This window comes from Aequorivita antarctica, from assembly GCF_007997155.1.
In the GTDB taxonomy this organism is placed as follows: Bacteria; Bacteroidota; Bacteroidia; order Flavobacteriales; family Flavobacteriaceae; genus Aequorivita; species Aequorivita antarctica.
Genome location: NZ_VORT01000003.1, coordinates 190982 through 217466, shown reverse-complemented (window position 1 = coordinate 217466; position 26485 = coordinate 190982). Strand labels below are relative to the sequence as shown.

General features: G+C 35.6%; 30 protein-coding genes, 1 tRNA gene and 1 riboswitch. Of the genes, 23 read left to right on the top strand and 8 right to left on the bottom strand.

Features of this window, described 5'->3' with window-relative positions; genetic code table 11:
• Position 1 precedes the first annotated feature (1 nt).
• From ESU54_RS05590 to ESU54_RS05580, 3 genes are all read left to right on the top strand, one after another.
• A complete protein-coding gene (locus tag ESU54_RS05590; RefSeq protein ID WP_111843430.1) occupies positions 2-244 on the top strand; it encodes a NifU family protein in 243 nt (80 codons plus the stop codon).
• 67 nt (positions 245-311) lie between these two features.
• Complete coding sequence (locus tag ESU54_RS05585) at positions 312-1364, top strand: NAD(P)/FAD-dependent oxidoreductase (RefSeq protein ID WP_111843431.1); 1053 nt, start codon at positions 312-314, stop codon at positions 1362-1364.
• 3 nt (positions 1365-1367) lie between these two features.
• Positions 1368-1697: a 2Fe-2S iron-sulfur cluster-binding protein gene (locus tag ESU54_RS05580; protein WP_111843432.1), complete on the top strand. Its 330-nt coding sequence runs from the start codon at positions 1368-1370 to the stop codon at positions 1695-1697.
• Here the strand turns inward: ESU54_RS05580 and ESU54_RS05575 are convergent.
• The 6 genes from ESU54_RS05575 to ESU54_RS05550 all read right to left on the bottom strand — a co-directional run bounded on the left by ESU54_RS05575 (position 1694) and on the right by ESU54_RS05550 (position 6580).
• The gene (locus ESU54_RS05575; protein WP_111843433.1) at positions 1694-2386 is read right to left on the bottom strand and encodes an SGNH/GDSL hydrolase family protein; all 693 of its coding nucleotides are present in this window, start codon (positions 2384-2386) and stop codon (positions 1694-1696) included. The two genes, ESU54_RS05580 and ESU54_RS05575, sit on opposite strands and share 4 nt — an antisense overlap.
• Before the next feature lie 34 nt (positions 2387-2420).
• On the bottom strand, positions 2421-3320 hold the full coding sequence (locus tag ESU54_RS05570; protein ID WP_111843434.1) for a metallophosphoesterase: 900 nt from the start codon (positions 3318-3320) through the stop codon (positions 2421-2423).
• An 83-nt stretch (positions 3321-3403) separates the two neighbouring features.
• Positions 3404-4582, bottom strand: coding sequence for an acyl-CoA dehydrogenase family protein (locus ESU54_RS05565; protein ID WP_111843435.1), 1179 nt, complete (start codon positions 4580-4582; stop codon positions 3404-3406).
• A 50-nt stretch (positions 4583-4632) separates the two neighbouring features.
• A complete protein-coding gene (locus ESU54_RS05560; RefSeq protein ID WP_111843436.1) occupies positions 4633-5292 on the bottom strand; it encodes a tRNA1(Val) (adenine(37)-N6)-methyltransferase in 660 nt (219 codons plus the stop codon).
• 137 nt (positions 5293-5429) lie between these two features.
• The gene (gene rimM, locus ESU54_RS05555; RefSeq protein ID WP_111843437.1) at positions 5430-5954 is read right to left on the bottom strand and encodes a ribosome maturation factor RimM; all 525 of its coding nucleotides are present in this window, start codon (positions 5952-5954) and stop codon (positions 5430-5432) included.
• Between the two features lie 11 nt (positions 5955-5965).
• Entirely contained in the window at positions 5966-6580 is a 615-nt protein-coding gene (locus ESU54_RS05550; protein ID WP_111843438.1) for a 30S ribosomal protein S16, read from the bottom strand.
• A 134-nt stretch (positions 6581-6714) separates the two neighbouring features.
• Here ESU54_RS05550 and ESU54_RS05545 point away from each other — a divergent pair, with 134 nt between their 5' ends.
• The 7 genes from ESU54_RS05545 to ESU54_RS05515 all read left to right on the top strand — a co-directional run bounded on the left by ESU54_RS05545 (position 6715) and on the right by ESU54_RS05515 (position 15298).
• Positions 6715-7509 (top strand): DUF6252 family protein, encoded by a 795-nt coding sequence (locus ESU54_RS05545; protein ID WP_111843439.1) that lies wholly within the window; start codon positions 6715-6717, stop codon positions 7507-7509.
• Positions 7510-7874: 365 nt separating this feature from the next.
• Positions 7875-12284, top strand: a complete 4410-nt coding sequence (gene dnaE / locus ESU54_RS05540) for a DNA polymerase III subunit alpha (RefSeq protein WP_111843441.1) — start codon at positions 7875-7877, stop codon at positions 12282-12284.
• Positions 12285-12386: 102 nt separating this feature from the next.
• Positions 12387-12704 (top strand): thioredoxin, encoded by a 318-nt coding sequence (trxA, locus tag ESU54_RS05535; protein ID WP_111843442.1) that lies wholly within the window; start codon positions 12387-12389, stop codon positions 12702-12704.
• A 188-nt stretch (positions 12705-12892) separates the two neighbouring features.
• Positions 12893-13438, top strand: a complete 546-nt coding sequence (locus tag ESU54_RS05530; protein ID WP_111843443.1) for a ClpP family protease — start codon at positions 12893-12895, stop codon at positions 13436-13438.
• A gap of 5 nt (positions 13439-13443) precedes the next feature.
• The gene (locus ESU54_RS05525) at positions 13444-13905 is read left to right on the top strand and encodes a copper resistance protein NlpE (RefSeq protein ID WP_111843444.1); all 462 of its coding nucleotides are present in this window, start codon (positions 13444-13446) and stop codon (positions 13903-13905) included.
• Between the two features lie 164 nt (positions 13906-14069).
• The gene (locus ESU54_RS05520) at positions 14070-14999 is read left to right on the top strand and encodes a DUF58 domain-containing protein (RefSeq protein ID WP_111843445.1); all 930 of its coding nucleotides are present in this window, start codon (positions 14070-14072) and stop codon (positions 14997-14999) included.
• Between the two features lie 225 nt (positions 15000-15224).
• A tRNA-Asp gene (locus ESU54_RS05515) sits at positions 15225-15298 on the top strand.
• Positions 15299-15555: 257 nt separating this feature from the next.
• Here the strand turns inward: ESU54_RS05515 and ESU54_RS05510 are convergent.
• Complete coding sequence (locus ESU54_RS05510) at positions 15556-15861, bottom strand: hypothetical protein (protein WP_111843446.1); 306 nt, start codon at positions 15859-15861, stop codon at positions 15556-15558.
• 422 nt (positions 15862-16283) lie between these two features.
• Here ESU54_RS05510 and ESU54_RS05505 point away from each other — a divergent pair, with 422 nt between their 5' ends.
• From ESU54_RS05505 to ESU54_RS05445, 13 genes are all read left to right on the top strand, one after another.
• Positions 16284-16559, top strand: a complete 276-nt coding sequence (locus tag ESU54_RS05505; protein ID WP_111843447.1) for a helix-turn-helix domain-containing protein — start codon at positions 16284-16286, stop codon at positions 16557-16559.
• Between the two features lie 4 nt (positions 16560-16563).
• On the top strand, positions 16564-17775 hold the full coding sequence (locus ESU54_RS05500) for a BT4734/BF3469 family protein (RefSeq protein ID WP_146743963.1): 1212 nt from the start codon (positions 16564-16566) through the stop codon (positions 17773-17775).
• 15 nt (positions 17776-17790) lie between these two features.
• A riboswitch (SAM-I-IV-variant riboswitch) is annotated at positions 17791-17892 on the top strand.
• 48 nt (positions 17893-17940) lie between these two features.
• Positions 17941-18195 (top strand): hypothetical protein, encoded by a 255-nt coding sequence (locus ESU54_RS05495; RefSeq protein ID WP_111843449.1) that lies wholly within the window; start codon positions 17941-17943, stop codon positions 18193-18195.
• 55 nt (positions 18196-18250) lie between these two features.
• On the top strand, positions 18251-18610 hold the full coding sequence (locus ESU54_RS05490) for a hypothetical protein (RefSeq protein WP_146743964.1): 360 nt from the start codon (positions 18251-18253) through the stop codon (positions 18608-18610).
• 12 nt (positions 18611-18622) lie between these two features.
• Entirely contained in the window at positions 18623-19018 is a 396-nt protein-coding gene (locus ESU54_RS05485; RefSeq protein WP_111843451.1) for a hypothetical protein, read from the top strand.
• Positions 19019-19054: 36 nt separating this feature from the next.
• Positions 19055-19603, top strand: coding sequence for a murein hydrolase activator EnvC family protein (locus ESU54_RS05480; RefSeq protein WP_111843452.1), 549 nt, complete (start codon positions 19055-19057; stop codon positions 19601-19603).
• A 43-nt stretch (positions 19604-19646) separates the two neighbouring features.
• A complete protein-coding gene (locus tag ESU54_RS05475) occupies positions 19647-20201 on the top strand; it encodes a hypothetical protein (protein WP_111843453.1) in 555 nt (184 codons plus the stop codon).
• Positions 20198-20578 (top strand): hypothetical protein, encoded by a 381-nt coding sequence (locus ESU54_RS05470; RefSeq protein WP_111843454.1) that lies wholly within the window; start codon positions 20198-20200, stop codon positions 20576-20578. The genes ESU54_RS05475 and ESU54_RS05470 overlap by 4 nt, the downstream gene beginning before the upstream one ends.
• A gap of 545 nt (positions 20579-21123) precedes the next feature.
• Positions 21124-21408 (top strand): hypothetical protein, encoded by a 285-nt coding sequence (locus tag ESU54_RS05465; RefSeq protein WP_111843455.1) that lies wholly within the window; start codon positions 21124-21126, stop codon positions 21406-21408.
• Entirely contained in the window at positions 21408-21728 is a 321-nt protein-coding gene (gene hxsD / locus ESU54_RS05460) for a His-Xaa-Ser system protein HxsD (RefSeq protein WP_111843456.1), read from the top strand. Before ESU54_RS05465 ends, hxsD begins: the two co-directional genes overlap by 1 nt.
• Positions 21718-23205 carry a His-Xaa-Ser system radical SAM maturase HxsB gene (gene hxsB / locus ESU54_RS05455; protein WP_111843457.1) on the top strand — a complete coding sequence of 496 codons (1488 nt, stop codon included), beginning with the start codon at positions 21718-21720 and terminating at the stop codon, positions 23203-23205. Before hxsD ends, hxsB begins: the two co-directional genes overlap by 11 nt.
• A complete protein-coding gene (gene hxsC, locus ESU54_RS05450) occupies positions 23198-24337 on the top strand; it encodes a His-Xaa-Ser system radical SAM maturase HxsC (RefSeq protein WP_111843458.1) in 1140 nt (379 codons plus the stop codon). Before hxsB ends, hxsC begins: the two co-directional genes overlap by 8 nt.
• A gap of 10 nt (positions 24338-24347) precedes the next feature.
• Positions 24348-25742, top strand: a complete 1395-nt coding sequence (locus ESU54_RS05445) for a hypothetical protein (RefSeq protein ID WP_146743965.1) — start codon at positions 24348-24350, stop codon at positions 25740-25742.
• On the opposite strand, the gene ESU54_RS05440 is transcribed toward ESU54_RS05445, so the two are convergent.
• On the bottom strand, positions 25726-26451 hold the full coding sequence (locus ESU54_RS05440) for a glycosyltransferase family 2 protein (protein ID WP_111843460.1): 726 nt from the start codon (positions 26449-26451) through the stop codon (positions 25726-25728). The genes ESU54_RS05445 and ESU54_RS05440 overlap by 17 nt on opposite strands.
• Positions 26452-26485: the final 34 nt, after the last annotated feature.

Below are 26485 nucleotides of genomic sequence, written 5' to 3'. Positions count from 1 at the left end.
TATGACAACGCAAGAACTAACAACAAAAGTAGAGGAAGCATTGGACGAGATCCGTCCATTTTTACAGAATGATGGCGGCGATATTACGCTTCTGTCCATAGACGATGGAAAAGTGGTAAATGTTCAATTACAAGGTGCTTGCGTAGGTTGTTCCGTTAACCAAATGACGCTGAAAAGCGGGGTGGAAATGACTATTAAAAAGTATGCTCCTCAAATTGAAAAAGTTGTAAGTGTTTCTCAATAATGACAAGCGTCATTTTTTTTACTCAATTTCTAAACTATTTTTGAACTCAATAAAGAAATAGTCTTTCATGATAAAAACAGATATTCTCATCATCGGTGCTGGGCCTACGGGTCTTTTCACTGTTTTTGAAGCAGGATTGCTTAAATTAAAATGTCATTTAATTGATGCACTTCCGCAAGCTGGCGGGCAGTGTTCCGAAATATATCCTAAAAAACCAATATATGATATTCCTGGTTTTCCAGAGGTGCTTGCTGGTGACTTGGTGGAGAATTTGATGAAACAAATTGAACCTTTTCAGCCAGGTTTCACTTTAGGTGAGCGGGCAGATACTATTGAAAAATTAGAAGATGGTTCTTTTATAGTTACCACTGAAAAAGGTACAAAACATCATGCGCCAATCGTTGCAATTGCAGGTGGATTAGGGAGTTTTGAACCGAGAAAACCTCCTATTCCCAATCTCTTGGATTTTGAAGATAAAGGTGTGGAATACATTATCCGAGATCCTGAATTGTATCGAAACAAAAATGTCATTATTTCCGGCGGTGGTGATTCTGCACTAGATTGGAGTATTTTCTTGACAGACGTTGCAAAGAGTGTAACGCTCATTCACCGTAGAAACGAATTCCGAGGTGCATTGGACAGTGTTGAAAAAGTTCAGGAACTAAAAAATATTGGAAAGATTGAATTGATAACTCCTGCCGAAGTAATTGGTTTGGTTGGAAATAATGGTTTGGAAGAAGTAGTAATAAAACAAGGCGCTGCCATTTTCAATCGGGAGTGCGACCATTTTATTCCTTTGTTCGGATTGTCGCCAAAACTTGGTCCTATTGCCGATTGGGGGCTTGAAATTGAAAAGAACGCCATCAAAGTTGATAACACTTTAGATTACCAAACAAACATTCCTGGTATCTATGCTATTGGCGATGTAAACACTTATCCTGGAAAGCTGAAACTGATTCTTTGCGGTTTTCACGAGGCAACATTGATGTGCCAAAGCGCTTATCAACGCATATTCCCAGATAAGCGATATGTTATGAAATACACTACAGTTGGAGGTGTTGAAGGTTTTGACGGAAGTAAAAAAGAAGCCCCAAAAGCGGTAATTAAGTCAATCGATTAATAAATGACTGATATAAAAATTACAATAATTGACCGCCAAGGAGTGAAACACGAAGTAGATGCTCCAACAGATATGAATATGAATTTGATGGAAATAGTTCGTTCATACGAATTAGCTCCAGAAGGAACTATTGGTATCTGTGGCGGAATGGCTATGTGTGCATCTTGCCAATGTTATGTACTAAGCGACCACGAGCTACCTGAAATGAGCTACGATGAAGATTTAATGCTTGCCGAAGCCTATAATGTTAAAGAAAACAGTCGTTTGGGCTGCCAGATTTTTATAAAAGATGAGCTCAACGGATTAGAAGTAGAATTGGCTCCCGAAGTTTAGCGGAGGATTTTCAGAACACTGTCAAACATAACTTCAACAAACTTTTTATAAGCCACTTCCGAAGGATGCAAGCCGTCTGAAGCAACCAACGCTGGGTTTTCCAATCCTTTTTGGGTTATTGGAGTGATATTTTCAAAATGCACGCCCTTTTCAAAAGCAATTTTTTCAGCATAAATATTATAGCGGACCAATTCTTTCGTGGCTTTTTCAGATTTTCCGGACTTTTGGCCGAAAGGTGTGAAACCGTAATCTGGAATTGAGATCACGATTACATTTTCAGATTTTCCTTTGGCAAAATCGATTGCCATATCGAGCAACTTCGGAAATTCCTCTTTATAAATTGTAAATGGTTTGTTTTGATATTGGTTGTTTACGCCAATCAGTAATGTTACCAAATCATAATCTTTTGAAGGATTTTCAGAAGCAATAGCCGAAAGTAAATCTGTGGTTGTCCACCCAGTTTTGGCGATTATTTTTACCTCAGTTATTTCCTTTGAAGTTTTATTTAAACTATCCGTCAATTGCATTGGATAATTACAGTCGCTGCAAACGCTTTCGCCTATAGTGTAACTATCGCCGAGCGCTAAATATTTGTATGTAACTTTTTCTGAAGTACTATTCTTTTTTGAAACAGCACAGGAAAAAGAGATGAGAGCTATCAATAATATTAAAACTTTGAAATTTATCATATTGGATATTGTTTTCATATTCATACGAAATAAGCTACTCTTTACTTTTATAATCAATCAATTTTTGTGGCCCTTCAAGCAATACACGTTGAACTTTCAGTGTGCCATCTTCTGTAGTGGAAATCTGCCATTTTATCAATGAAATTTCGCTGTTTTCTATCTCCAACCCAGTAATGCTTCGTGGGTGCACGCAACTGCCGTCATTAAAAAAAGCAATGTCGCCAGGCTCGGGAAACCTTGGTCTGTGCGTATGCCCAATAATGGTAAAAAGATTTTTGTTTTCAACAATCCACCGTTTGGTTCTTTTCTCAACCTTTATGAGTTCTTTGTAATTCTTTGCTGGGCTCGTTGGGTCGCCAATGCCAAAAATCTGTAGTTGTCGCCAAAGTACGCGAACCATAAATCTATTGAATTTCCATCCCACATAGTTCATCCAATCTGCTTGGTGGCCGTGCAACATAAAAACTTCCTGCCTTGTTTCTTCATGCTCCAAAATTAAACCTTCCGTAAATTCAATTCCTGGGAATAGCGGCGCATCTTTCCCAGTTATTTTATCAAAATAGGTAAAGAGTGTTTTCTCCACAAATTTTTGATTCATATATACCATATCGTGGTTACCAACCAACCTATAAAGCCTGTTTTCTGCATAAAAAAGCTTCATCAGTTCATATACATTTTGATGGGCTTCAAAAATATCCTTAAAAAAAATATTTTCCCAAAGTTCATCGCCATCACCAATTTCACAGTATGTAAAACCTTTTTTATAATAATCCTGAAGCGCGTGAAAGTAAATATTTCGGTTGTTGGCAAAATCGTCTGCAAAGCTATTGTCACCGCGATGGCAGTCGCTAAAAATCACAAATTTTGAAGTATCGTTAAAAGAAATCCGGCGTGCAGATTGGTAAGCTCTGGAAATTCTTTTAAAAGAGGACATTGTTGAAAAATTTAAACCACGAATTCACGAATATACTATAAAATATTCGTGAATTCATGGCTTTTTAAAGGATGTCAGTCTGTTTATTGAAAAGCGTTCAGCCCAGTAATGTCTAGACCAGTTATCAACAAGTGAATGTCGTGTGTACCTTCATAGGTAATTACACTTTCCAGGTTCATCGAGTGGCGCATAATACTGTATTCGCCAGTGATACCCATTCCACCTAGCATTTGTCTTGCTTCTCGGGCAATGGTAATTGCCATATCCACGTTGTTTCGTTTTGCCATCGAAATCTGTGCGCTGGTCGCAGTTCCTGCATTTCGCATTACACCCACACGCCAAGCCAACAATTGTGCTTTGGTGATTTCGGTAATCATCTCAGCAAGTTTTTTTTGTTGAAGTTGGAATTGTCCAATTGGTTTTCCAAACTGCATTCTTTCTTTTGAATAACGAAGCGCAGTGTCATAACAATCCATAGCAGCGCCAATAGCGCCCCAAGCGATTCCATAACGTGCAGAGTCAAGACAGCCAAGTGGCGCACCCAAGCCTGATTTGTTAGGAAGTAGATTTTCCTTTGGAACTTTTACGTTGTCAAAAATAAGTTCGCCGGTTGCCGAAGCGCGAAGCGACCATTTGTTATGTGTTTCAGGAGTTGAAAAGCCTTCCATTCCTCGTTCCACGATCAAGCCGTGGATTCTTCCTTCTTCGTTTTTTGCCCAAACAACTGCAACTTGTGCAAAAGGTGCATTGCTGATCCACATTTTGGCACCGTTCAAAAGGTAGTGGTCACCTTTGTCTTTAAAGTTGGTGGTCATTCCGCTGGGATTGCTTCCGTGGTCTGGCTCGGTCAATCCGAAACAGCCCATCCATTCGCCAGAAGCGAGTTTTGGCAAATATTTTTTGCGTTGTTCTTCGTTGCCATATTTCCAGATTGGATACATCACTAAAGAAGATTGAACTGATGCAGTGCTACGAACACCACTATCACCACGCTCAATTTCCTGCATAATCAAACCGTAAGATATTTGATCAAGTCCAGCTCCGCCATATTCCTCAGGAATGTAGGGGCCAAAGGCTCCAATTTCGGCAAGGCCTTTTATGATTTGGCTTGGAAATTCTGCCTTTTGGGCGTATTCTTCTATAATAGGAGATACGTCGCGCTTTACCCAATCGCGGGCAGCTTGGCGTACCAATTTGTGCTCTTCGGAAAGTAATTCGTCAAGATTGTAATAATCTGGGGCTTCGAATAAATCTGGTTTCATCTATAAGTAATTTAAAGGAATACAAATGTAGAAATCACAAGCTTAAAGACCTACATTTTCAAGTAAAAATCCTGTACCAGTTTTATATATTCTTCGGTATAATTGTGGCGTAAAGTTTCAACAGTAAGGTTTTCTATTTTAGAAGAAATTTTTTCAAAAGAAAATTCGAGCATGCTTCTTTTTTCTTCTGAAGTCTCATTGCCTCGAACTCTGCAAATTCTATTTGGAAATAGGTTTACTTCCGAAGCCATTTTGATGAATTTTTCTTCTTCTTTTCGGGGAATGATAACGGCAAAAATTCCTTCGTCGGAAAGTAAATGGGAAACACTTTCAATTAATTCGTCAAAGGGAAGTGCATCACTGAATCGTGCCAAATCACGAGAATCGTTGGAGGTTTTATAATCTTCGGAGTAGAATGGGGGATTGGAAATAATGAGGTCGTACTTTTCTTCAATTTCATCTACAAATTCTTCCAATGAAGCGTGGTAGCAAAAAAGCCGATCACCCCACGGGGAGTTTTCGAAATTGTCAACACACTGTTCGTAAGCATTTTCGTCAATTTCAATGGCATCGACCATTTCAGCGTTTGAACGCTGGGCAAGCTGAAGTGCAATAATCCCTGTTCCAGCGCCAATATCTAAAATTGAAAAGGGTTTTTTGGTTACAGAAACCCAAGACCCTAGCAAAACACCGTCAGTACCAATTTTCATAGCGCAGCGGTCTTGTTCAACAGTAAATCGTTTAAATTTAAAAGGCTCCAAATAATTTTAGATTAACGATTGCTGATTGAAGATTTTTGATTTTTTGCATTTCGGTTTTTCCCAGTAGCCTGAAACCTGAAACTTTTTTAAAGGTACATTTCAATCAATCCTTCTGGTACAGCTAAAAGTATAGTTTTGTTTTCACGATCCACTTTTTTAATGAAATGGTCAATCATCGGTATCAAAATTTGTTTTCCGTCTCGATCTATTTCAAACAAAGCTTGTGAAGTATTGTCGTTAACCCCAGTAATTTCACCAATTTTTCCAAAAGATTCATCTTCCGCGGTAAAACCAATGATTTCGTGATAGTAGAATTTGGTACCGGAAAGTTTCGGAAGAAATTTCAAAGGGAGGTAGAGGTGTGCGCCAATTAGAGCATTAGCCTCCTCTTCGTTTTTTACATCTTCAAAGCGCACGCGCAGCAATTCACTTTTATGCAATGAGCTTTCTTCAATAAAAAATGGAATCAAGTTTTTGCGTTGTTCCACAAAAACCGATTCCATTTCAGTAAAAAGTTCGGGTTCGTCTGTATCAAGTTTTATGAGCAGTTCCCCCTTAAAGCTATATTTTCTAACGATTTTGCCCAAGTAGAAGCAATTCTCCTTTTGCATCGTTATTTAATTTAAGCTTCTTTTTTGTCTTCTTTAGCTTCATCAGCAGCCTCTTCTATTGCAGATTTGGCAGCTGGAGCTTCCTCTTCTTTAACTTCAGTAGCAGGAGCTTCTTCTGTTGGAGTTTCAGCAGTTGCTTCAACTTCTTCAGTTACTTCTTCTTCTGCAGGAGCGGCAGCGGCAGCGGCATCAGCAGCACGTTTGTCGCTTACAGCTTTTTCAGCAACAAGTGCTTCAGCTCTTAGTTTTTGTTGTGCTTCTGAGAGAGTTGCTTTTTTGTGATCGATTGAACCTTTTTTAGATTCTACCCACTCGTTGTACTTTGCTTCGGCTTGTTCTTCGGTCAAAGCGCCTTTACGAACACCACCAGCAAGGTGATTTTTCATTAAAGCTCCTTTGTAAGAAAGAATAGCACGGGCAGTATCTGTAGGTTGTGCTCCATTTTGAAGCCATTGTACAGTGCTGTCCACATCTAGGTCAATCTGTGCAGGGTTGGTTGTTGGATTGTAAAATCCTAATTTTGCAAGGAATTTACCATCCCTTTTGCTACGGCTATCAGCCGCGATAATCCAGAAATAAGGCTTACCTTTCTTCCCGTGTCTTTGTAGTCTGATTTTTACAGGCATATTAAAATTAATTTTTGGGGTTCCCGACCCCGGTTATAATTAAGGACGGCAAAGATAGTATATTTTCTTTTTGAAATTCAACCAATTAAAGTTTTTATTTTACATTTGTCAAAACCCCTAAATACCCTTAACCGATGAAAAATATACTATTTGTTCTCTTAGCCGCATTGTCACTTATTTCCTGTGAAGATATAGAAACTAATGAAGTTGCTTTGCAAGCCAATGTGGACAATAGGCTTTACAGATCTAACGATGCGCGTGCGGCTTTAAATGAAGACGGCAGCCTTACCATTCAGGGGTTTACTGACGAGGAGTCTCTTACGATACATCTTTCGCGCTTGGCCGAAGGAAATTTCGGCATTGCTGAAGGACTACCCAATTATGCTATTTATGAAGATATGGGCGGAAGCATATACACCACCAGACCTAATGGGGTGGGTGTAGTAACTATTTCAGAAGTGAATGAAACCAACAAAACGCTTACGGGAACTTTTAATTTCAATGCTTTTCTACCTGGCATTGACACGGTATATGTTTCAAAAGGGGCTTTGCACAATGTTTCCTATTCTGGCGGAGATATTGTTGATCCTACCAATGCGGGAACGTTTAGTGCCAAAGTAGATGGTAATCAGTTTATACCGGTGACAGTTACATCCCGTAATACTGGCAACACCATTATAACCTCTGGAAGTACAGTCAATGCCACGATAGTGATTTCGGTTACTGCAGGTGTTGAGCCTGGCGAATATACGTTGCCAAGAGGAGGTTTTGCTGCCAAATATCAAGGTCTTACCGGCCCAGAAGAAACTGTCGACGGGATTATAACGATTCTTGAGCATGACACTACTGCAAAAACCATAAATGGAACCTTTTCCTTTATCACAAACCGAACTGAAATTACAGAAGGCCAGTTTAATGTTGCTTATTAATTAGCATTTCTATACAAAGCCTACTTTAAAGGTTAAACCAATCAGGGTGACACAATAAATACTGCGTGGCAAAGTGCCAAGAATTTTGAAGCCGTAGTATCCTAATAACAACTATGATTAAGAAGAATAAAACCGTTTCCATTTTTGGGAGCGGTTTTATTTGTGAACAACTCTTAATAATTTTTCTTCCCGGAGGCTGGGGGTTTTTATATTTTTACTTCCTTAGTTCAAAGTTCAAAGTTCAAAGTTCAAAGTTCAAAGTTCAAAGTTCAAAGTTCAAAGTTCAAAGTTCAAAGTTCAAAGTTCAATGTTCAATGTTCAAAGTTCAATGTTCAAAGTTCGTTAATCATAAATCATAAATCAAAATGTATTTAATCTTCGATACAGAGACTACAGGCCTTCCAAAACGCTACAATGCTCCCGTGAGCGATAGCGATAACTGGCCGCGCTGTATCCAGATTGCTTGGCAATTACACGATGCTAATGGAAAGCTTTTGGAACACCAAGATTATTTGGTAAAGCCCGAAGGTTTCAATATTCCTTTTGATGCCGAAAAAATCCACGGAATTTCAACCGAATTGGCTACTGCTGAAGGAATTTCTTTGGAAGAAGTAGCTGAAAAATTTCAAGAGGTGCTTTCAAAATCGAAGTTCGTTGTCGGTCAGAATGTAGGGTTCGATTTAAATATAATGGGCGCGGAATTTTTCCGATTGGGAATTGAAAATCCCTTGCCCAAAATGCAGGTTTTAGACACCTGTACTGAAACCACCGCCCAGCTCTGCCAAATTCCTGGCGGACGTGGCGGAAAGTTCAAATTACCAACATTAACGGAGCTTCACGAGTTTCTTTTTAGCGAACCTTTCGCTGAAGCCCATAATGCCACTGCAGATGTTGAAGCAACCACACGTTGTTTCTTCGAGTTGGTTCGCCGTCAGATTTTCACTAAAGAAGAGCTTGACGTTCAGCCGGATTATTTTGAAAACTTTTCAGAAGCTAATCCAAAAACCATTGCGTTAATTGGGCTTGAGCATATCAACCTAAAAAATGCTTCTGAAAGAATTCGAAAGCAAATGCAGGTCGCTTCGGAAACACAGGAAATCTCTTCCGAAGAAATAAAGGAAAACATTGAAACACTGGAAGATGCCCCTTTTGTGCACCTTCACAACCATTCACAGTTCTCGATTTTACAATCCACATCCAGTACCTTGGATTTGGTAAACGCTGCAGTTGAAAATAATATGACCGCCGTGTCAATCACCGATACGGGCAATATGATGGGTGCATTTCATTTTGTGCAGGCTGTTTCCAATCACAATAAATCCCTTTCCGAAGAAGATAAAAGCAAAGAACTAAAAGCAATTGTTGGGTGCGAATTTTTTGTTTGCGAAGACCATCTCAACAAAACTCATAAAGACAACGGATATCAAGTTGTATTGCTGGCCAAAAACAAAAATGGCTATCACAATTTAGCAAAAATGGCTTCCATAGCCTATATCGATGGGTTTTATTACGTGCCGCGAATTGATAAAAAGATAGTTGAAAAATACAAAGAAGACATTATTGTTTTAACGGGTGGTCTCTATGGAGAAGTGCCCGGAAAAATTTTGAACCTAGGTGAAAATCAAGCAGAAGAAGCACTGCTTTGGTGGAAAGAGCAGTTTGGCAAAGACCTGTATGTGGAAGTTATGCGCCACGACCAAGAGGACGAAAGGCGCGTTAACGATGTGTTGATTGAGATGGCGAAGCGGAATAATGTGAAAATCGTGGCCTGCAACAACACCTATTATATAAAGAAAGAAGACGCCAACGCCCATGACATTTTGCTCTGTGTTAAGGACGGCGAAAAACAGGCGACACCTATTGGTCGTGGTCGTGGTTACCGTTACGGTTTACCGAACCAAGAATATTATTTTAAGGGGCAGGATGAAATGAAATTGCTGTTCAAAGACCTCCCTGAGGCTATTTTGAATATTGAAGAAGTGGTTTCAAAAATTCAACCTTTTTCTTTACATCGCGATGTTTTGTTACCCAATTTTGGCATTCCGCAGGAATTTTTGAAGTCTGAAGATATAGATGGGGGCAAACGTGGCGAAAATGCCTATTTGCGGTATTTGACTTACGAAGGTGCAAAAAAGCGCTATCCAGAATTGATAGAAGTTTCCTATGAGGCACTGACGGATTTGGAAATTCCCGAGGGCGCTTCCGAAAGGGTAAAAGAGATAAAACAGCGTTTAGACTTTGAGCTAGATGTAATTGCCAATACTGGCTATCCTGGCTACTTTTTGATTGTGCAGGATTTCATTGCTGAAGCTCGAAAAATGGACGTTTCCGTTGGTCCGGGGCGTGGTTCGGCGGCGGGAAGTGCGGTGGCTTATTGTTTAGGAATTACGAATATTTGTCCAATTAAGTACGATCTGCTTTTTGAGCGTTTTCTCAATCCGGACCGTGTGAGCATGCCCGATATTGATATCGATTTTGATGACGAAGGCCGAAGCAGGGTTATGGATTACGTAATCAACAAATACGGCAGTAATCAAGTAGCGCAGATTATTACCTACGGAACTATGGCGGCCAAATCATCCATTCGCGATACTGCGCGGGTTTTGGATTTGCCATTGAACGAAGCTGATAGAATTTCGAAGCTTATTCCGAATATGACCAAACTGAACAAAATATTCGGTTTAAGCCCTGCGGAATTGCGAAGCCGTTTCCGAAGCGATGAGCTTCCTAAAGTAAATGAACTTTTAAACCTTTCCGAAGGAAGTAATCTGGAAGCGCAAACTATAAATCAGGCAAAAATCTTAGAAGGGTCAGTTAGAAATACTGGAATTCACGCCTGCGGTGTAATCATTACGCCTAGCGATATTACAGATTTCGTTCCTGTTGCTACTGCAAAAGATTCAGATTTGTACGTTACGCAATTTGACAACTCGGTAGTGGAAAGTGCGGGGCTTTTGAAGATGGATTTCCTCGGGTTGAAAACCTTGACACTTATAAAAGACACCGTAAAACTCGTAAAACACAAACATGACATAGACCTCGATCCGGATATTTTTCCGCTCGATGATGAAAAGACTTACGAACTTTTCCAAAGAGGAGAAACAGTTGGGATTTTTCAATATGAATCTGCTGGTATGCAGAAATATATGAAAGAATTGAAGCCTACGGTTTTTGCGGATTTGATTGCAATGAACGCGCTGTATCGTCCGGGTCCAATGGAATATATTCCCAGTTTTGTAAAAAGAAAACACGGCGAAGAAGAAATTGAATATGATCTTCCCGCAATGGAAGAATTTTTGAAAGAAACTTATGGCATTACGGTATATCAGGAGCAGGTGATGTTACTATCGCAAAAATTGGCAGACTTTACTAAAGGTGAAGCCGACGTTTTGCGAAAGGCGATGGGTAAAAAACAAAAATCGGTTCTCGACAAAATGAAGCCGCAATTCGTTGCCCAAGCTTCCGAAAAAGGTCACGATGCAGAAAAACTTGAAAAAATTTGGAAAGATTGGGAAGCATTTGCGAGTTACGCTTTCAACAAATCCCACTCAACGTGTTACGCTTGGATTGCATACCAAACAGCCTACTTAAAAGCGCATTATCCGGCTGAGTACATGGCGGCGGTGCTTTCAAACAACATGAGCGACATAAAGCAAGTTACCTTTTTTATGGACGAATGTAAGCGAATGGGATTGACCGTTTTGGGTCCAGATGTAAACGAATCCTTTCACAAATTTACTGTAAACGATCAAGGTGCAATCCGTTTTGGGATGGGTGCCGTAAAAGGGGTTGGCAGCAGTGCCGTGGCTACAATAGTTGAATACCGAAAAGACGGAAAATACAAATCGGTTTTTGATTTGGCAAAGCGAATTGATTTGCGTTCCGCAAATAAAAAAGCATTTGAAAATCTTGCACTTGCCGGTGGTTTTGATAGTTTTAATGCACATCGTGCACAATATCTACACGACGACGGTGATGGCGTAACGTTTCTTGAAAAATTATTGCGTACTGCCGCAAGGTATCAGGAAACGGAGAATTCATCTCAGCAAAGTTTATTTGATGGTTCGAGCGAAGTACAGATTCCCGAGCCTGAAATTCCACAGTGTGAGGAATGGGGTACGATGAAAAAACTCAGGCAGGAACGTGAAGTGGTTGGCGTTTATATTTCCGGCCACCCACTGGATGATTTTAGAGTTGAAATGGACAGTTTTACAAACTGCAAGGTTTCAAATTTTAATCATTTGGAAGATTATCTCAATAAAGAAATGTGTTTTGGAGGGGTTGTTAGTGATGTGCAGCACCGAGAATCAAAAGCCGGAAAGGGCTGGGCCATTTTCACTGTGGAAGATTATGAAGACAGTTATGACTTCAAAATTTTTGGAGAAGAATACTTAAAATGGCGCCATTTCTTGGTTCCGAATTCCTTTATCTACGGACGGGTTTTTGTGAAGGAAGGTTGGACAAATCGCGATACTGGTCAAAAAGGAGAGCCTCGACTACAATATAACAGCTTCCAATTGCTCCACGATGTGATGGAAACACACGGAAAAAAACTAACATTAAAATTTCCTTTAAGCGATTTAAAAGAAGGAAAAATCGATTTACTTAAAGATCTCGTAAAAACCCATAAAGGTGAAAAGCAATTGTTTTTTGTAGTGTATGAAAACGAAGAAAAAATTCATCTCACTATGCCTAGTAGGAAGCATAAAATAAATATTTCAAAGGAATTGCTTGATGCACTTGACAGGGAGCAGGTGCTTTATAAGTTGAATTAACAATAGAAATAATCAATACTAACATTTCCTAAACATATATTAACCCAGTAAGTTTTCGCAAAAAAAAGGACTACTTTTGTGAAATCATTAAAAACAAAGATTATGGCATTAGAAATAACAGACGCAAATTTTGAAGAAATAGTAATGAATAGCGAACTTCCAGTAGTAGTAGACTTTTGGGCAGCTTGGTGCGGTCCTTGCCGTATGGTTGGTCCAGTAATAGACGAGCTTAGCAAAGACTATGAAGGAAAAGCAGTTGTAGGCAAGTTGGATGTTGATGCAAACCAACAATACGCTGCGCAATTTGGTGTAAGAAATATTCCAACAGTTTTGATCTTTAATAATGGCGAATTAGTTGGCCGTCAAGTTGGTGTTGCTCCTAAAAATGTGTATGCTGAAGCGATTGATAAGCTTTTATAAAAATATAAAAAAAAGAAAAATTAAAATAACAAAAGGCTTGGCGTATTGCTGAGCCTTTTTCTATATTAGTGGCAATGTCCGGTCAGGCGTGTTATGCTGAGCGCAGTCGAAGCAAAGTCGAGACCTTTTAAACCAACAAGCTTTTTAAAATACCTCTCGACTGCGCTCGAGGGAACAGATTTAAAACTATGAAAAAAACAGAAAAAGTACAAGATAAAATTGACAGCAAATTACTAGAAGGACGCAAAGTATTTCTTTGGGGAATGGTAGATGACAAAAGCGCACGCCACGTTGTGGATAGGTTGATGTATCTGGACGCACTGAACCACGATGAAATTAAATTCTATATAAACAGTCCGGGCGGCTATGTTACCTCTGGATTTTCAATTTATGATACCATAAAAGAAATAAAGAGTCCAGTTTCAACAATTTGCACAGGTTTAGCGGCCTCCATGGGAAGTATTTTACTTTCCGCAGGCGAAAAAGGTAAGCGTTTTATCCAGCCACACGCCCGGGTAATGATCCATCAGCCAAGCGGAGGTGCTCGCGGTGTTGCCAGCGATATTGAAATTACGGCTCAAGAAATTTTGAAAACAAAAGAAATCAGCGCACGTATTTTGGCTGAAAATTGCGGTCAGAAATTTGAAAAAGTGATGAAAGATTTCAATCGGGATCATTGGATGAGCGCCGAAGAGTCTGTTGATTATGGTATTGTAGATAAAATTTTGAAATAAGAATTTTGAAAAGAACAGCATTAATATTTGGAATCGCAGCTATCACTTTAGTTGGCTGCAAGAACGGGGAAAAGAAAGAAGCTTCTTCTGAGAAATCTTTAGAAACTGTGGATTCAGCTATTGTTGATTCACACAATTCCGAAAATTCGTTGGATTGGGCTGGAGTTTACGAGGGCAAACTACCCTGTGCTGATTGCGAGGGCATCAAAACCGTTTTGGAACTTAAGAGCGATAAAACATTTACTCTTTCGCAAACGTATTTAGGCAAGCCTGAAGTTGAAAATGAATTTACGCAAAATGGCGAATTTGTATGGAACAATCTTGGTACAATGATCCGCTTAAGATCAGAAAGTGGCCATTTTCAGTTTAAAGTTGGCGAAAACCAATTGTGGATGTTGGATGATCAAAGAAATGTGATTGCAGGCGATTTAGCCGAGATGTATATTTTGAAGAAAAAAGTTGAGTAAAATCACTTTAGATAATGAGGTTATAATTTTTATTTAATATTTGGCTAATAATAAGGTCACTGAATGTTCTTTAATAAATCGCGGAGCGATTATTAAAAATTATATAGAAAGCGTGAACATAGAAAAAGAAATAAACGACCCTTCGACAAGCTCAGGATGACAGGATGCATATAGAAAAAGAGATAAACGAGATTACGGGTTTTAAAAATCTGGAACTGCTTGCAAAACAAGTGGTGGAAGGGTTTATTTCAGGGCTTCATAAAAGTCCGTTTCACGGTTTTTCGGCAGAATTTGCGGAGCATAAAATCTACAACAATGGTGAAAGTACCAAACATATAGACTGGAAGCTTTTCGCCAAAACAGACAAGCTTTATACAAAACGTTACGAAGAAGAAACCAACCTGCGCTGTCATTTAATTGTGGACAACAGCAGTTCGATGCATTATCCGAAGTTGAAACAGTTTAATATAAATTCTTTGAACAAAATTGGGTTTTCGGTGCTGGCTTCGGCTGCAATTATGAATTTGATGAAACGCCAGCGCGACGCAGTTGGGTTAAGCCTTTACAGTGATGATTATGAATTTTATGCTTCGGAAAAGGGAAGTGAGCGCCACCATCAGATGTTGCTTCAAAAGTTGAATGAAGCATTGCTTTCTTCAAAAGAAAAAACACAAACCAAAACCTACGAGCACTTGCATTTAATTGCTGAAAAGCTGAAACGCCGCTCCTTGGTTTTCCTTTTTACAGATATGTTTCAGAGTGATGCCGAAGCGGAAAAACTATTTGAGGCCCTTCAGCATTTAAAATACAACAAACACGAAGTAATATTGTTTCACACGTTTGATAAAAAGAAAGAGGTTGATTTTGATTTCAGCAATCGGCCAAAACGTTTTGTTGATGTTGAAACGGGAGAACACGTGAATCTTTATGCAGATAATATTAAGCAACAATATGAAGAAGCTGTTCAAAATTACTTTAAGGAGATTCAATTGCGCTGTGCCCAATACAGAATAAAATATGTTTTGACCGACATCAACGAGAGTTTCAACAAGATTTTGACTACCTATTTGGTGGAGCGACAGAAGTTTGGGTGATTAAAGTTTTCAGTTTTTACTGAGGAATAATTATGTTATTATTTTTGAAAAATCGCACAAAATAATTAATTCATTTTTTTTAAAAAATAGTTTGCGGAAATGAAATGGAGTGGTATATTTGCCACCGCTTAATACGGCAAGGGAATATTCCCAAAATGTATGGTAACAAATTTTCACTATGCCCAACTGTTGTTGGGGTCCGCCGAAAGGTAGATTGAAAACTTTGGTCTGGTAGTTCAGTTGGTTAGAATACCTGCCTGTCACGCAGGGGGTCGCGAGTTCGAGTCTCGTCCAGACCGCAACTAAAATGTTGTGTTGAGTCACTTAAAGGTGGCTTGTGGTTTAGAAATAGACCGATGAGAAGCTTTTCCTAAATGGAGAGGCTTTTTTTGTTTTGGGGCATTCGTGCGGTAATCGTGCGGTAATTTTCAGGAAATCTCCTTTATACAACAATTCTCCCATCGTATTCCCGTTGAGCAAATCCTTATAATATGAATCTCTTGAGGAATTTGTATTCACAAAGACAATCAAGTTTTATTAGATTCTAACTCCTCCTCTATGTTCTATTTTTGACAGGTCTTATTGAATTAATAGTTCTAATCCCAAATTCTTGGTCAATAGGAGGTGGGTCAAATAGAATCGGCTCCTGATTATATGGTTGTCCTATTATATCTTCAATTGTAATTTCTCCATATTTTATTAGATTGGATGGTTTAGTAATATCTGTATAGAACTTAATAATTTCATTCTGGCACATTGTATACCATTCCAATTTTTCAGCTAACGGGCTAACATCTTTGTCGTTTATAGCATCCCAGATTTCTTCCCCTTCGAATGTCCAATCCCTTATATCCAAATTCATTCATTTTTTCTTTCTGTTTTCATTAACTAGAAGAAATCTATAAGTTTTTCACTTTTACTGGATGGCAAAAAGGGCGGTTTTTGGTCTTTTTCGCTTAAGAATGTTAATTTTTTTATTCATTTATTTTAACATTTTTAAACCTAAAAAGACCGTCTTAGCTAGGTTGTAGTTCTTCCTAGCTAAGGTGAAAATTAATTTTTATATATGATTGATTTCCAGTTTTTTAGAAAATTAATAAAAGTAGAACGACAGCACCTTCGAAAAAACAAAATTAACATATATAATCACTTGACTCATAGTAAGTTAAAGTGTTTCCACGTCTTCGAAAAACCTCTTAAATTTGTAGAAGAAGATTAAGCTGGCCAGCACAATCTAAATCAAATATTCTGAGCAAATCCGCTCAGATATAAAAAGTAAAAAAGATGAAAAATATTTATTTAGAAGGCTCCTCTGAGGAGGAGTTTATGGCGAAGCTTTGTCAAAAATTCAGAGAAATACTGACAGAGAAAAACGAAACACCTGTAATTGACAAGGTGGAATTGTTATCAAGGAAAGAGACTGCAAAGTTTCTGAACATAACTCTTGTAACTCTTCATAACTGGACAAAGAGCAAGCTTATTAAGCCATATTACAAAGGCCGAAGGGTATATTACAAGAAGTGTGAAATAGTCGCAAGTTTAACCTCTATTGAATCCTAAGGCTATGATAAACACATTTAAAAACGTGAAGAGTCCTAAGGTACTGGATGAGATAGATGTCTATACTTTTATGGATATGGTTAAAAGCCCTGAAAAGGAAGTTCTTTTAGCCATTGAGAAGGCAAGAAACGCATATAAAAACGATGAAGAAGAGTTATACGTAAAGCTTAAGGAAGGCATATCCTGTTTTACACTAAACTTCAGTTTTTATGATTGGAGAAGAAATGACAACATCAAGGCTCCATCTGGTTTCATATATATTGACTTGGATAATATTGTGAGTATTGATTTAACCAACCCGTATATTTTCTGTACCTGGAAGTCATTATCAAACTATGGTAGAGGAATATTGGTAAGGGTGAAAAACCTTAGTAAAGATAATTTTAGATATGTTTATAAGGAGGTATCAGAGTTGTTAGGTATTGAGAGTGATATTGGAGCAAAGAAGGCCTCTCAACCTAACATACACAGTTATGACCCTGACTTATTTTATAATGAGGATTCAATAACCTTCAAGCCAACAATAAATATGGTTACTAGAGTAGGTAATAATAATTCCCCCATTACATTAGCATTTAAAAAGAGAGAAGTAAGAGTTGCTTATGCAACGGGGGTAATTAGGTTCAATAACCTCCATACTATTGATTTTGAAGGCAAGGATTATGTGGTATTTGAAGAAAAACAATTATTTGCTAAGGCATTTATTCCTAAATCAATTAATAGGGGGAGTAGAAATACTTATATGAGCTCTTTTGCTCACCAGATAATTGCACTTAATCTGGAAATGCCTTTTGATGATTTCTGTTCATTTATAATTAATATAAATCGTGACCATTGTAAGCCACCCCTTAAAGATGAGGAGATTATGACAATAGTTAAGTATAAATATGGGGAAAAGGAGAAAACTCCAATTCTAAATTACGAGAGGAGACTTGTATTTAATCCTAAAGCAGGCTTATCAAAAATTCAAAAGAACCGAATTAAAGGTAAAATTATTGGAGGTATAAGGATGAAAAAATCTATTGCTAAAATTGAAAAGGCTATAGATAATTGGTCTTTCGAAGAATCTGGAAAAATAACCCAAAAATCCCTCCAAGAGAAAACAGGTAAGTGCATTAAAACTATTGAAAGGCATTATAAGCATTTCAAGGAAAGGATATCATCATTAAACAGTAAGCTGAAAAATGATGATAAAGAATTAGATAAAGCAGCTTAAATTTTATTATCTTTACTAAATCATTACGAGTCATTTAAGTATGACAGCAACCTCCGATAACACGGGAAGGTGCTCCAAACAATGAGTTCTGATTACAGGAAAAAGTATGTTATCCTCCACAACTTCATTTGTCTGTCGTAATGATTTAATCTTTTTAAATCTATTATGCAACAGTATTATTCACGAAGACAGGGCGATAGCCAAGAAATTTCAGGGTTTTTAGAAAGTTTTGAGAAAATGAGCAATTCTGAACTTATAGAGAGCTATAAAAGTGCTCTTAAGTTAGGAATAGTTGGCGTACACGCCCAAGGACTCCGATTGCTAGCTATGCGCTTGGCATTTATTAGAAGATTCAACAAATCACCTATAGAATTTACGGATAATTGTATTATAAGGATTAGCGATTGCTTTGAGATATGAATAACTGCCAATTGAAAGTAATTCCAGTAAATAATTAAGTAGTAAACTATTCATTATGTCATACTTCACAAAAATGTTATACAACAGGCAGCGTGATAAATGCTGGCTCAATGTAAGATTTAAAATAATGGAGCATCAAAACCATTGCTTCAGGTTTCCCGAATTCCTTTTCGATATTGTTGACGAAGCAGAATATCATCGCATCGAAGAGAAGCGTTTCCCATTATTCATAGGCAGCCAATTCGGAATTCATCCTAAACCAGAAAAATATTTTCAAGATAGCAAGGAACCTGTATTGGTTGGCATATTGGCAAAATCTATGTTATCTGGCCACGTTGCTGGCCTGAAGATAGCCTACTATATAGATGGTCAATTCACCGAGTTATCATTTTTAAGTAATATGACATACAACTAAAATCAAAATAAAATGAGCACAACAATAAAACAACCAGAAATAGAAATAGCAAAAGAATTAAAGGAACTGATAGCTACTCAGACAGAAACAGAGTCTCAAGTCATTGTCCATATTAACTGTTATTCAGGAATGTATCCTACTCAGGTTAGGATATGGAACAATGTCTTTCTCTTGTGTAAGGACACTGGTGCAAAGAGTAAATTATTGTTTAGTGACAACATAGCTGTTTATCCCCAATGGACAGAGCTGAAAGCATATAAAGACTTAGACTTTACTCTTGTATTCGAAAATCTACCAAAAGAGTGTAGAAAGTTTGACCTGATAGAGCAAATCCCTGAAACTGGAGGATTCTTCTTTAAAGACATTCAAAGAAACAATTCCAATGTTTATTCTTTGGAAATGATGTAAAGAAATTTATCCATTAACTTTATTAAAAATTACCATATGGAAAAAGTACTAATCATAGTTCTTCTTGTTTTAGTTAGTTGTAAAGAACATAAAAGGGATATCGACTATACAAAAATTAATTTCACAGATGGATTTGACTATCCTGTTGGAAAGCCAGATGCTAAGGGTTATTACAATGCTCAAAAATTCACTGTGAATAATCACCTTGGAGATGATTGGAATGGAATTGGTGGCGGTAATACAGATTTAGGTGACCCGATTTATTCTATAGCTAATGGTTACGTGGTTTTTGCTGAAAATAAAAAATGGGGCTGGGGAAATGTAATCAGAATTATTCACTATATAGACAAAAAAACTTCAGTTGAATCAGTTTATGCACATTGTAATACAATTAATGTAAAAGAAGGTGATTACGTTATAAAGGGTCAGAAAATTGGTTCAATTGGAAATAATGATGGTCAGTACTTGGCGCATTTACATTTAGAACTGAGAGATGAGATTGGGCTCCCTGTTTTTGTAGGCTATTCTTCTAATACAAAAGGATATCTAAATCCATCTGAATACATTAAAAATCATCGAAAATAACATCTTATAAGTAATGTGAGATTACTAATATAAACTAAACAAAATGAGAGTAATACTGTATAGAGATTCTTCTGATAGGGATTTTGAAAGATATGTTGATTTGGAGTTTTTTCAAAAGGATTATAACACGCTTTGTATACATTGGGGTGATGACAAAACTTATGATGAATGGTTTGCTAGATTTTTAGAGGAGGATATAACTTCACAAATGCAGACTCTCCATTTTCTTTTTTTGAAATATCGTGAATCAAAAGATGGCCTTGAGAGTTATAATGGCACAATAATTTCTCGCATATTTTGTAAAAACAACACTATTATAAGTGACTTTATATCAAAATGGTTTTATGATGAGTTAATTGATTTCGAAGAACTAGATTTAGATTGGAAAAATCTTGAAGATGAAATTTCACAAAGAATAGAAAGTGTCGATGGCTCTATAATAGCACTGGAATTTGAGGATGGTTCAGCTATCCAATTTTTAGATGGTGATGACACACTTGAAGCAGTTTACATAGAAGAATATAGATATGATAGCTTAGTAAAAGAGATGGCTGAGATTATAAAAATATTTAAAAAGGACAACTATACAAAACTATGAATAAATCCGATTTAGAAATACAAAAAAAACTTGTAGCGTTATTTATTAGGTTAGAGAATGAAATTAAGATAAATGATTCTGCCACTACAAAATTAGGTTGGAAACAAAGAAATGAGCTTATTTCTCACGTTTATTCTGAATATAACAATCACGATAAACTGAATTCTGCCAGAACACAGTGGAATAATTCTGTAGTAAAAAGTAATGTTTTGAAATGGATTTACAATCTTTTTATTGAGAACAGAGATTTATACGGATATTTTGAGTATCACGAAAAAATAATTGCTGATTTAAATAACCTAAAAGAAAAAGCAATTGAAAAAGAAGAATATGAAATTGCTGATATTTTAAATGAATGGTTACTTAAACTGCCATAATAAAAAACCAATAACAAGCAGTGTTATTTGTCCTTAGGAAATTATTTTAATTTTTATGTTGGGATTAATAACCCTACGAAATAATACTTGGCGGATTTACATTTTGAACTGAGAAATGAAATTGGGCTCCCATTAATGTAGACTATTCTTCAAATACAAAAGGACATCTTAATCCCTCAGAATACATTAAGGATAATCGAAAATAACTTTTTATTTTTTAATGATAGAATCGTGATAACCCTCCTCACATCCCTCCTTAGCATCACTATAAGACCAACCCTGTTCCACTTTGGAATCTATACATTTTTGGACTTTTGATTTACCACAAGAGGTAAAAGCAACTAAGACTATTATAATAATTATTACTTTCATAGTGTTAATTTACTGAAATTAATTTAAAATATTATGGTTTTAAAAAGGATTTTTATTAATTCTATTTGAACTCAAAAGCTTCTGGTTATTTATAATAAATAAATTATTATTTCACAAAGTGTTAAACTTTCCCTATTATTTAGTATTTTTAAACCCAATTAAATGTAAATATTATGAATAAAAAGGCACTTTTAGCTTTAAGCTCAATTCTAGGTTCAAGTGCAATAGCATCTAATGCGGTTGCAAACATAAATTCTGACACCAACAATGATGACGATAATTCACACTCAATTGATGTTAGAAACTTAAATAAAAATAGAGCAAAAGAATTTACTTTAAAAGTAAACTTTAATAATATTGATGAGAGTATTGCTTGTTTTCACACTTCACATTCCTCTCATTCCTCTCATTCTTCTCACGCTTCTCACGCTTCTCATTCTTCTTCTTCTTTTGTTTAATGGTAATTAGATTAAAAAAAAGCATTTATAATATAGAAGCAATCAGAAACACTATTTATTGGTTTTCTAAAAACTTTGAGATTCTTGTTAGTGATGATGAGGATTACTTCGAAGTGATTTCTGAAAATTTTAATGAAATTGATAGAAAAGAATTTATAAAATCTCTGAATGACTTTTCTTTGAGAGAACAAATAAATATGGAAACAAAGGATATTAAAAACTTAGTTGTTTCCAAGGCCTTTTATCCAGATTTGCTCAAATTTAAAGATATTGGTGAATTTGATGACCCTATCAATATTTTAAAAAGAAATGGAAATTAACGCCTTAAGAAAGGAATTTAGAAAATTTCAGAACCTTCACTTTTATGATGACTTAAATTCAACTGGAATTAAGTTATTACCATTTAATTTTAAAAGACTCAATTCAGGAAAAGAACTTATCATTAGTATGGTTGGTGATTATCTTATTGCGCCTTACGGAACGGTAGAAGATTTAGTAAATAAAAATACTTCTAAACTAAGTGAGGATTTGTATTATGACTTACTGAGTAATCATATTATAAGTGATAGCGATAATATAAAATCTTTAGAACTATTAGCTAATAGATATAGAGCGAAGAAAACTAATGCTTTTAACTTTGCCCAACTTCATATCTTTGTCATCACGTTACGTTGTGATCACACCTGCCAGTATTGCCAAGTTTCAAGAGTTTCTCAAAATAAAGAAAAATTTGATTTTTCTCACTTAAACCTTTACAAGGGCATCAATTTAATGCTTGCTTCTCCCGAAGATGATATTACAATGGAATTTCAAGGTGGAGAAGCACTTCTAGCTTTTGATTTAATCAAAGATGCCATAGCCTATACAAAGGAAGAAGCAAAAAAAATTAACAAACGTATTAATTATGTGATATGCACCAACTTAGCGCCTATTAATAGTGAGATTCTAGAATTTTGTAAACTGGAAAATGTTCTTGTTTCTTGTTCACTTGATGGGCACGAGGAGTTACATAATGAAAATAGAAAGAGGCCAGGAAGAAATAGCTATTCATTAGTAGAGAAGGGATTAAATTTATCATTTGAAATTGTAGGTAGAGAAAATGTCTCTGCACTAATGACAACAACAACTTTATCTCTTGAACATCCAATAAAAATTATTGATGAATACAGGAAATTTGGATTCAAATCGGTTTTTTTAAGACCTATTTCTCCCTATGGTTTTGCTACAAAAAACAAAAACAGTAATTACCAAACTAACGAATTTATCAAATTCTATAGTGAGGGGTTAGATTATATATTAGAATTGAATAGAAATGGTGAATATTTTAAGGAAACATATACTTCTATTCTTTTAAAGAAAATACTTACGGCTTATTCTGAAAATTACGTAGACTTAATGTCTCCTTCAGGCTTAATAAACAGTGTCATAGTATACGATTATGATGGTAAGATTTTTTTGAGTGACGAATCCCGAATGCTCGCACAGATGAAAGATTTCACTTTTCAAATAGGCACTGTTAATGATAGCTGGGAAACATTACTTGCCAATCCAGTCATTGAAAAAATCGGAGATGCAGGTATTAATGATTGTCTGGCAGGCTGTAGCACTTGTGCGTACAATGTATATTGTGGTGCTGACCCAGTTGTACATCACGCAACACAGGGAGATATGTATGGCTTCAGACCTGATAGTAGCTTCTGTCAACGCAATATGTCTGTTTTAGATATAATTTTTAATAAAATTGATGAGGAACCTGATACTCTAGAAATTTTTAAATCTTGGGTAAATAATGAATGAAGAAATTAAACTTTCTTGGAAAGGTAAAGTAGAAAAATCAAGTAGTGAGTTATTCGTTGGAAGAGTTATATCCAAAAACTTTAAGAATCAAGAAACTTCTATTGTTGTAGAAGGAAAAGACTTGAAGACGAATAAAATTAAACAATTCTATTTAGATAGTTCGGGTAGAGAAGAAGAGGATTGTCTGTCTAATATAAAAGGCCTTAATGATATAGAAGTCGATGACATAATCTCTGTAAGAAATTCAAAGGTAAGGTCAGTATATAGAACTAAAAGTAGTAATAATTTTATTTTTGCCACAATTAGGTGTAATTCAAATTGTTTGATGTGTAGTCAACCACCTTTGGATATTGACGATACTTTAGAAAACTATTTTATTTGGGATTATGCTATTGACTTATTAAATGATTCACCTAAACACTTAACTATTACTGGTGGAGAGCCAACATTGTTAGGTGAAAGATTAGTATTGTTGATTAACAAAATCCTAAATAAATTTCCAGATTTATTGATTACAATTTTGTCAAATGGAAGAATGCTTGCCCTAGACAGTATGATAAATACTCTCAGTTCTATTGAGGTAAGAAGAAATGTAGTTTTCGCTATACCTCTTTATTCAGATGTTTACAAGATACACGACCACATAGTTCAAGCTAAAGATGCATTTCACCAAACTTGTTTAGGAATTCATAAAATAAGTAGTTTAGGTTTTCCAGTAGAAATTAGGGTAGTTTTACATAAATTATCTAACCCTAGATTATTACCTCTCTCTAAATTTATACATAAGAATTTTCCATTTGTTTACCATATTACTTTTATGGGTTTAGAGATTATTGGTTACACTAAAGCTAATAAATCTCAATTAATTGAAGAGGATTCTTTAATGGCAGAAGGCAATCTTCAATCCTCATTAAAATTTCTATCTAGTTGGAAATACAATGTTTCAATATATAACACACCTTTATGTCATATTCCTGAGTCATTATGGAGTTATGCAAAACAATCTATTTCTGACTGGAAAAACAGTTTTAAGCCTGAATGCGAGAAATGTATTGTGAAAAAAGATTGCTCGGGATTCTTTACTTGGAATATTAAATATGCAGAAGTTAAGCCAATTTTGGAGGAAAAATAGAGTTTACCTAATGGGTACTACACTAATCATTGGTTTAGTGATTGTATTCAAGCCATTACATTCTATTAAGTTTTATGGTTTCGAATATGAAGATTCTTTTATAAGTGCCCACGTTGCAAGTCAGGCAAATTTAGCTCCTTTTGTAAAGGACTTTAGGACTCACGGATGTGAATCAAGAGTTAACGGAGAGTGTATATCTGTCTCGTCTTATACAGGTCATTACATCACCTATTCTGCATACCTTTTTTCTGTTGCAAAAATATTGAACATTAAGAAACAATATTTGATTCATAAATTTGGAAATGCTATTCTGTTTGGATTATGTTTCTTAGTTGTTTTTATCTTCTACAAAGATGATTTTGTCGGAGTAACGTTTATGGTCGTTTTTATATCTTCCTTACCTGTATTATATGTATTCAATAGTGGATTAATAGAAAACTTGTCTTTTTGTTTAGCTTTAATTTTTATTATAAGTCTTCATCAATACCTTCTGAAAAATATGAAGTGGTGGCTATGGACAGCTTTATTGTTGCTTATAATTCTTGTGATTGTTAAGAGAGAGAACCTCATTTATCTTTCTACATTAATATTAATTAATCCAAAATATCTTATTAGAAAGTATACTTTTTGGATTTTTGCTCTTTTTTTAATATTAACACAGTTTGCTATCAACCCTTTTTATACTGAAGGATTAGAAGCTTCTTATTTAGGAAGAAGTACTTTTTCAGTAGATTACTTTATCTTTCAATTTCCAACTTATTTGAAAGCTTTTTTTAGATTTGATGGATTCTTCATTTTACTGATTTTTATACTTCTAGCCAGAAGACCATCTAAAAAATCTGGCATATTAATTCTAATTTGGTTTTCATTTATTTTACTTTATAGCTTTCATTATAGAGGCCAATATGCAATCGAAGCGGGAGAGATAACTCATTTTGAAAGTTTCAGGTATATGTTTAATACTACTCCTTTATTAATAGGTTATATGATTTTTGGTAAAAGAAATAATCAGATGTTTCAGAAAATTGCTTTTTCTTGTATAATTATTGGATGTTCAGTTTTGATTTTTAAGAATATTGATATGCTGAAGGAATTTGGAAGAGAAGAGTATGCTGAATACCACAGTATTAATGATAAAATTGATGCATTATCCGATAGAGGTAAAAGAATAGCACTTCACGATAATTTTGTATTGATTTCAATGCTGAATTCTAATAGCGAATCCATTGACATCTTTTCTGCACAAAAGAATTTTTTAGAATTTCATTTAGACCAAGAGAACATTTTAATAAATAGATTTGACATCATAGATATAGATGCTTTTAATAATGATTATGAGTTTGAGGAAATTGAGAGTCTATCGTCTAAAGGTGTAAAAGTTTATTCTTTTAAAGAATGTTTCTAAAAAAATGCTTGAATGTCAGCTTTATAACTCCTATTGCATAGATAGTAGATTCTTTATAACTAATAGAGGATGAGTTAGTATCATACTTAGTTATACAAGAAACTTCGCCAATTTTGTATTTTTTTTTAATTAGTGCTAATAGCATTTGATTATCAAACAAAAATTTATTTGAAAACTCATTGAAATTGATGCTTTTTAATATTTCCGAATTATAGGCTCTTAGTCCACTATGGTACTCAGAAAGTTTATATCCAGTCATCATATTTTGAAATAACGTCAAACTCCTATTTGCGATAAACTTAATTATAGGCATTCCATTTTTTGTTGCATTACCACCTAATATTCTAGAACCAAATACAAAGTCATATTTTGCAAATTTCAACATAGTTACTAAAGGAGGTATTAGTGTTGGAGTATATTGTAAATCTCCGTGAATCATAACTACGTATTTAAAATTGTTTCTGAGAGCATAGTTATATAAGAACTTTTGGTTTCCTCCGTAACCTAAATTTTCCTTTTGTTCAATAAAAATTATTTTATCATCTAGTTTACCAACTATGGGCTGAATGGAGGTATTGCTGAAATCATCACTTATTAAAATATTTTTAAATCCACTTTCAATAATTTCATTTATTACTTTAAGAATAGTGTTTTGAGCATTGTAAGCTGGCACAACAACTAGTGTTTCTTCGGATAACTCTTTTACCATATTAATTTTAAATAGTTCATATGTTTATTAAAGG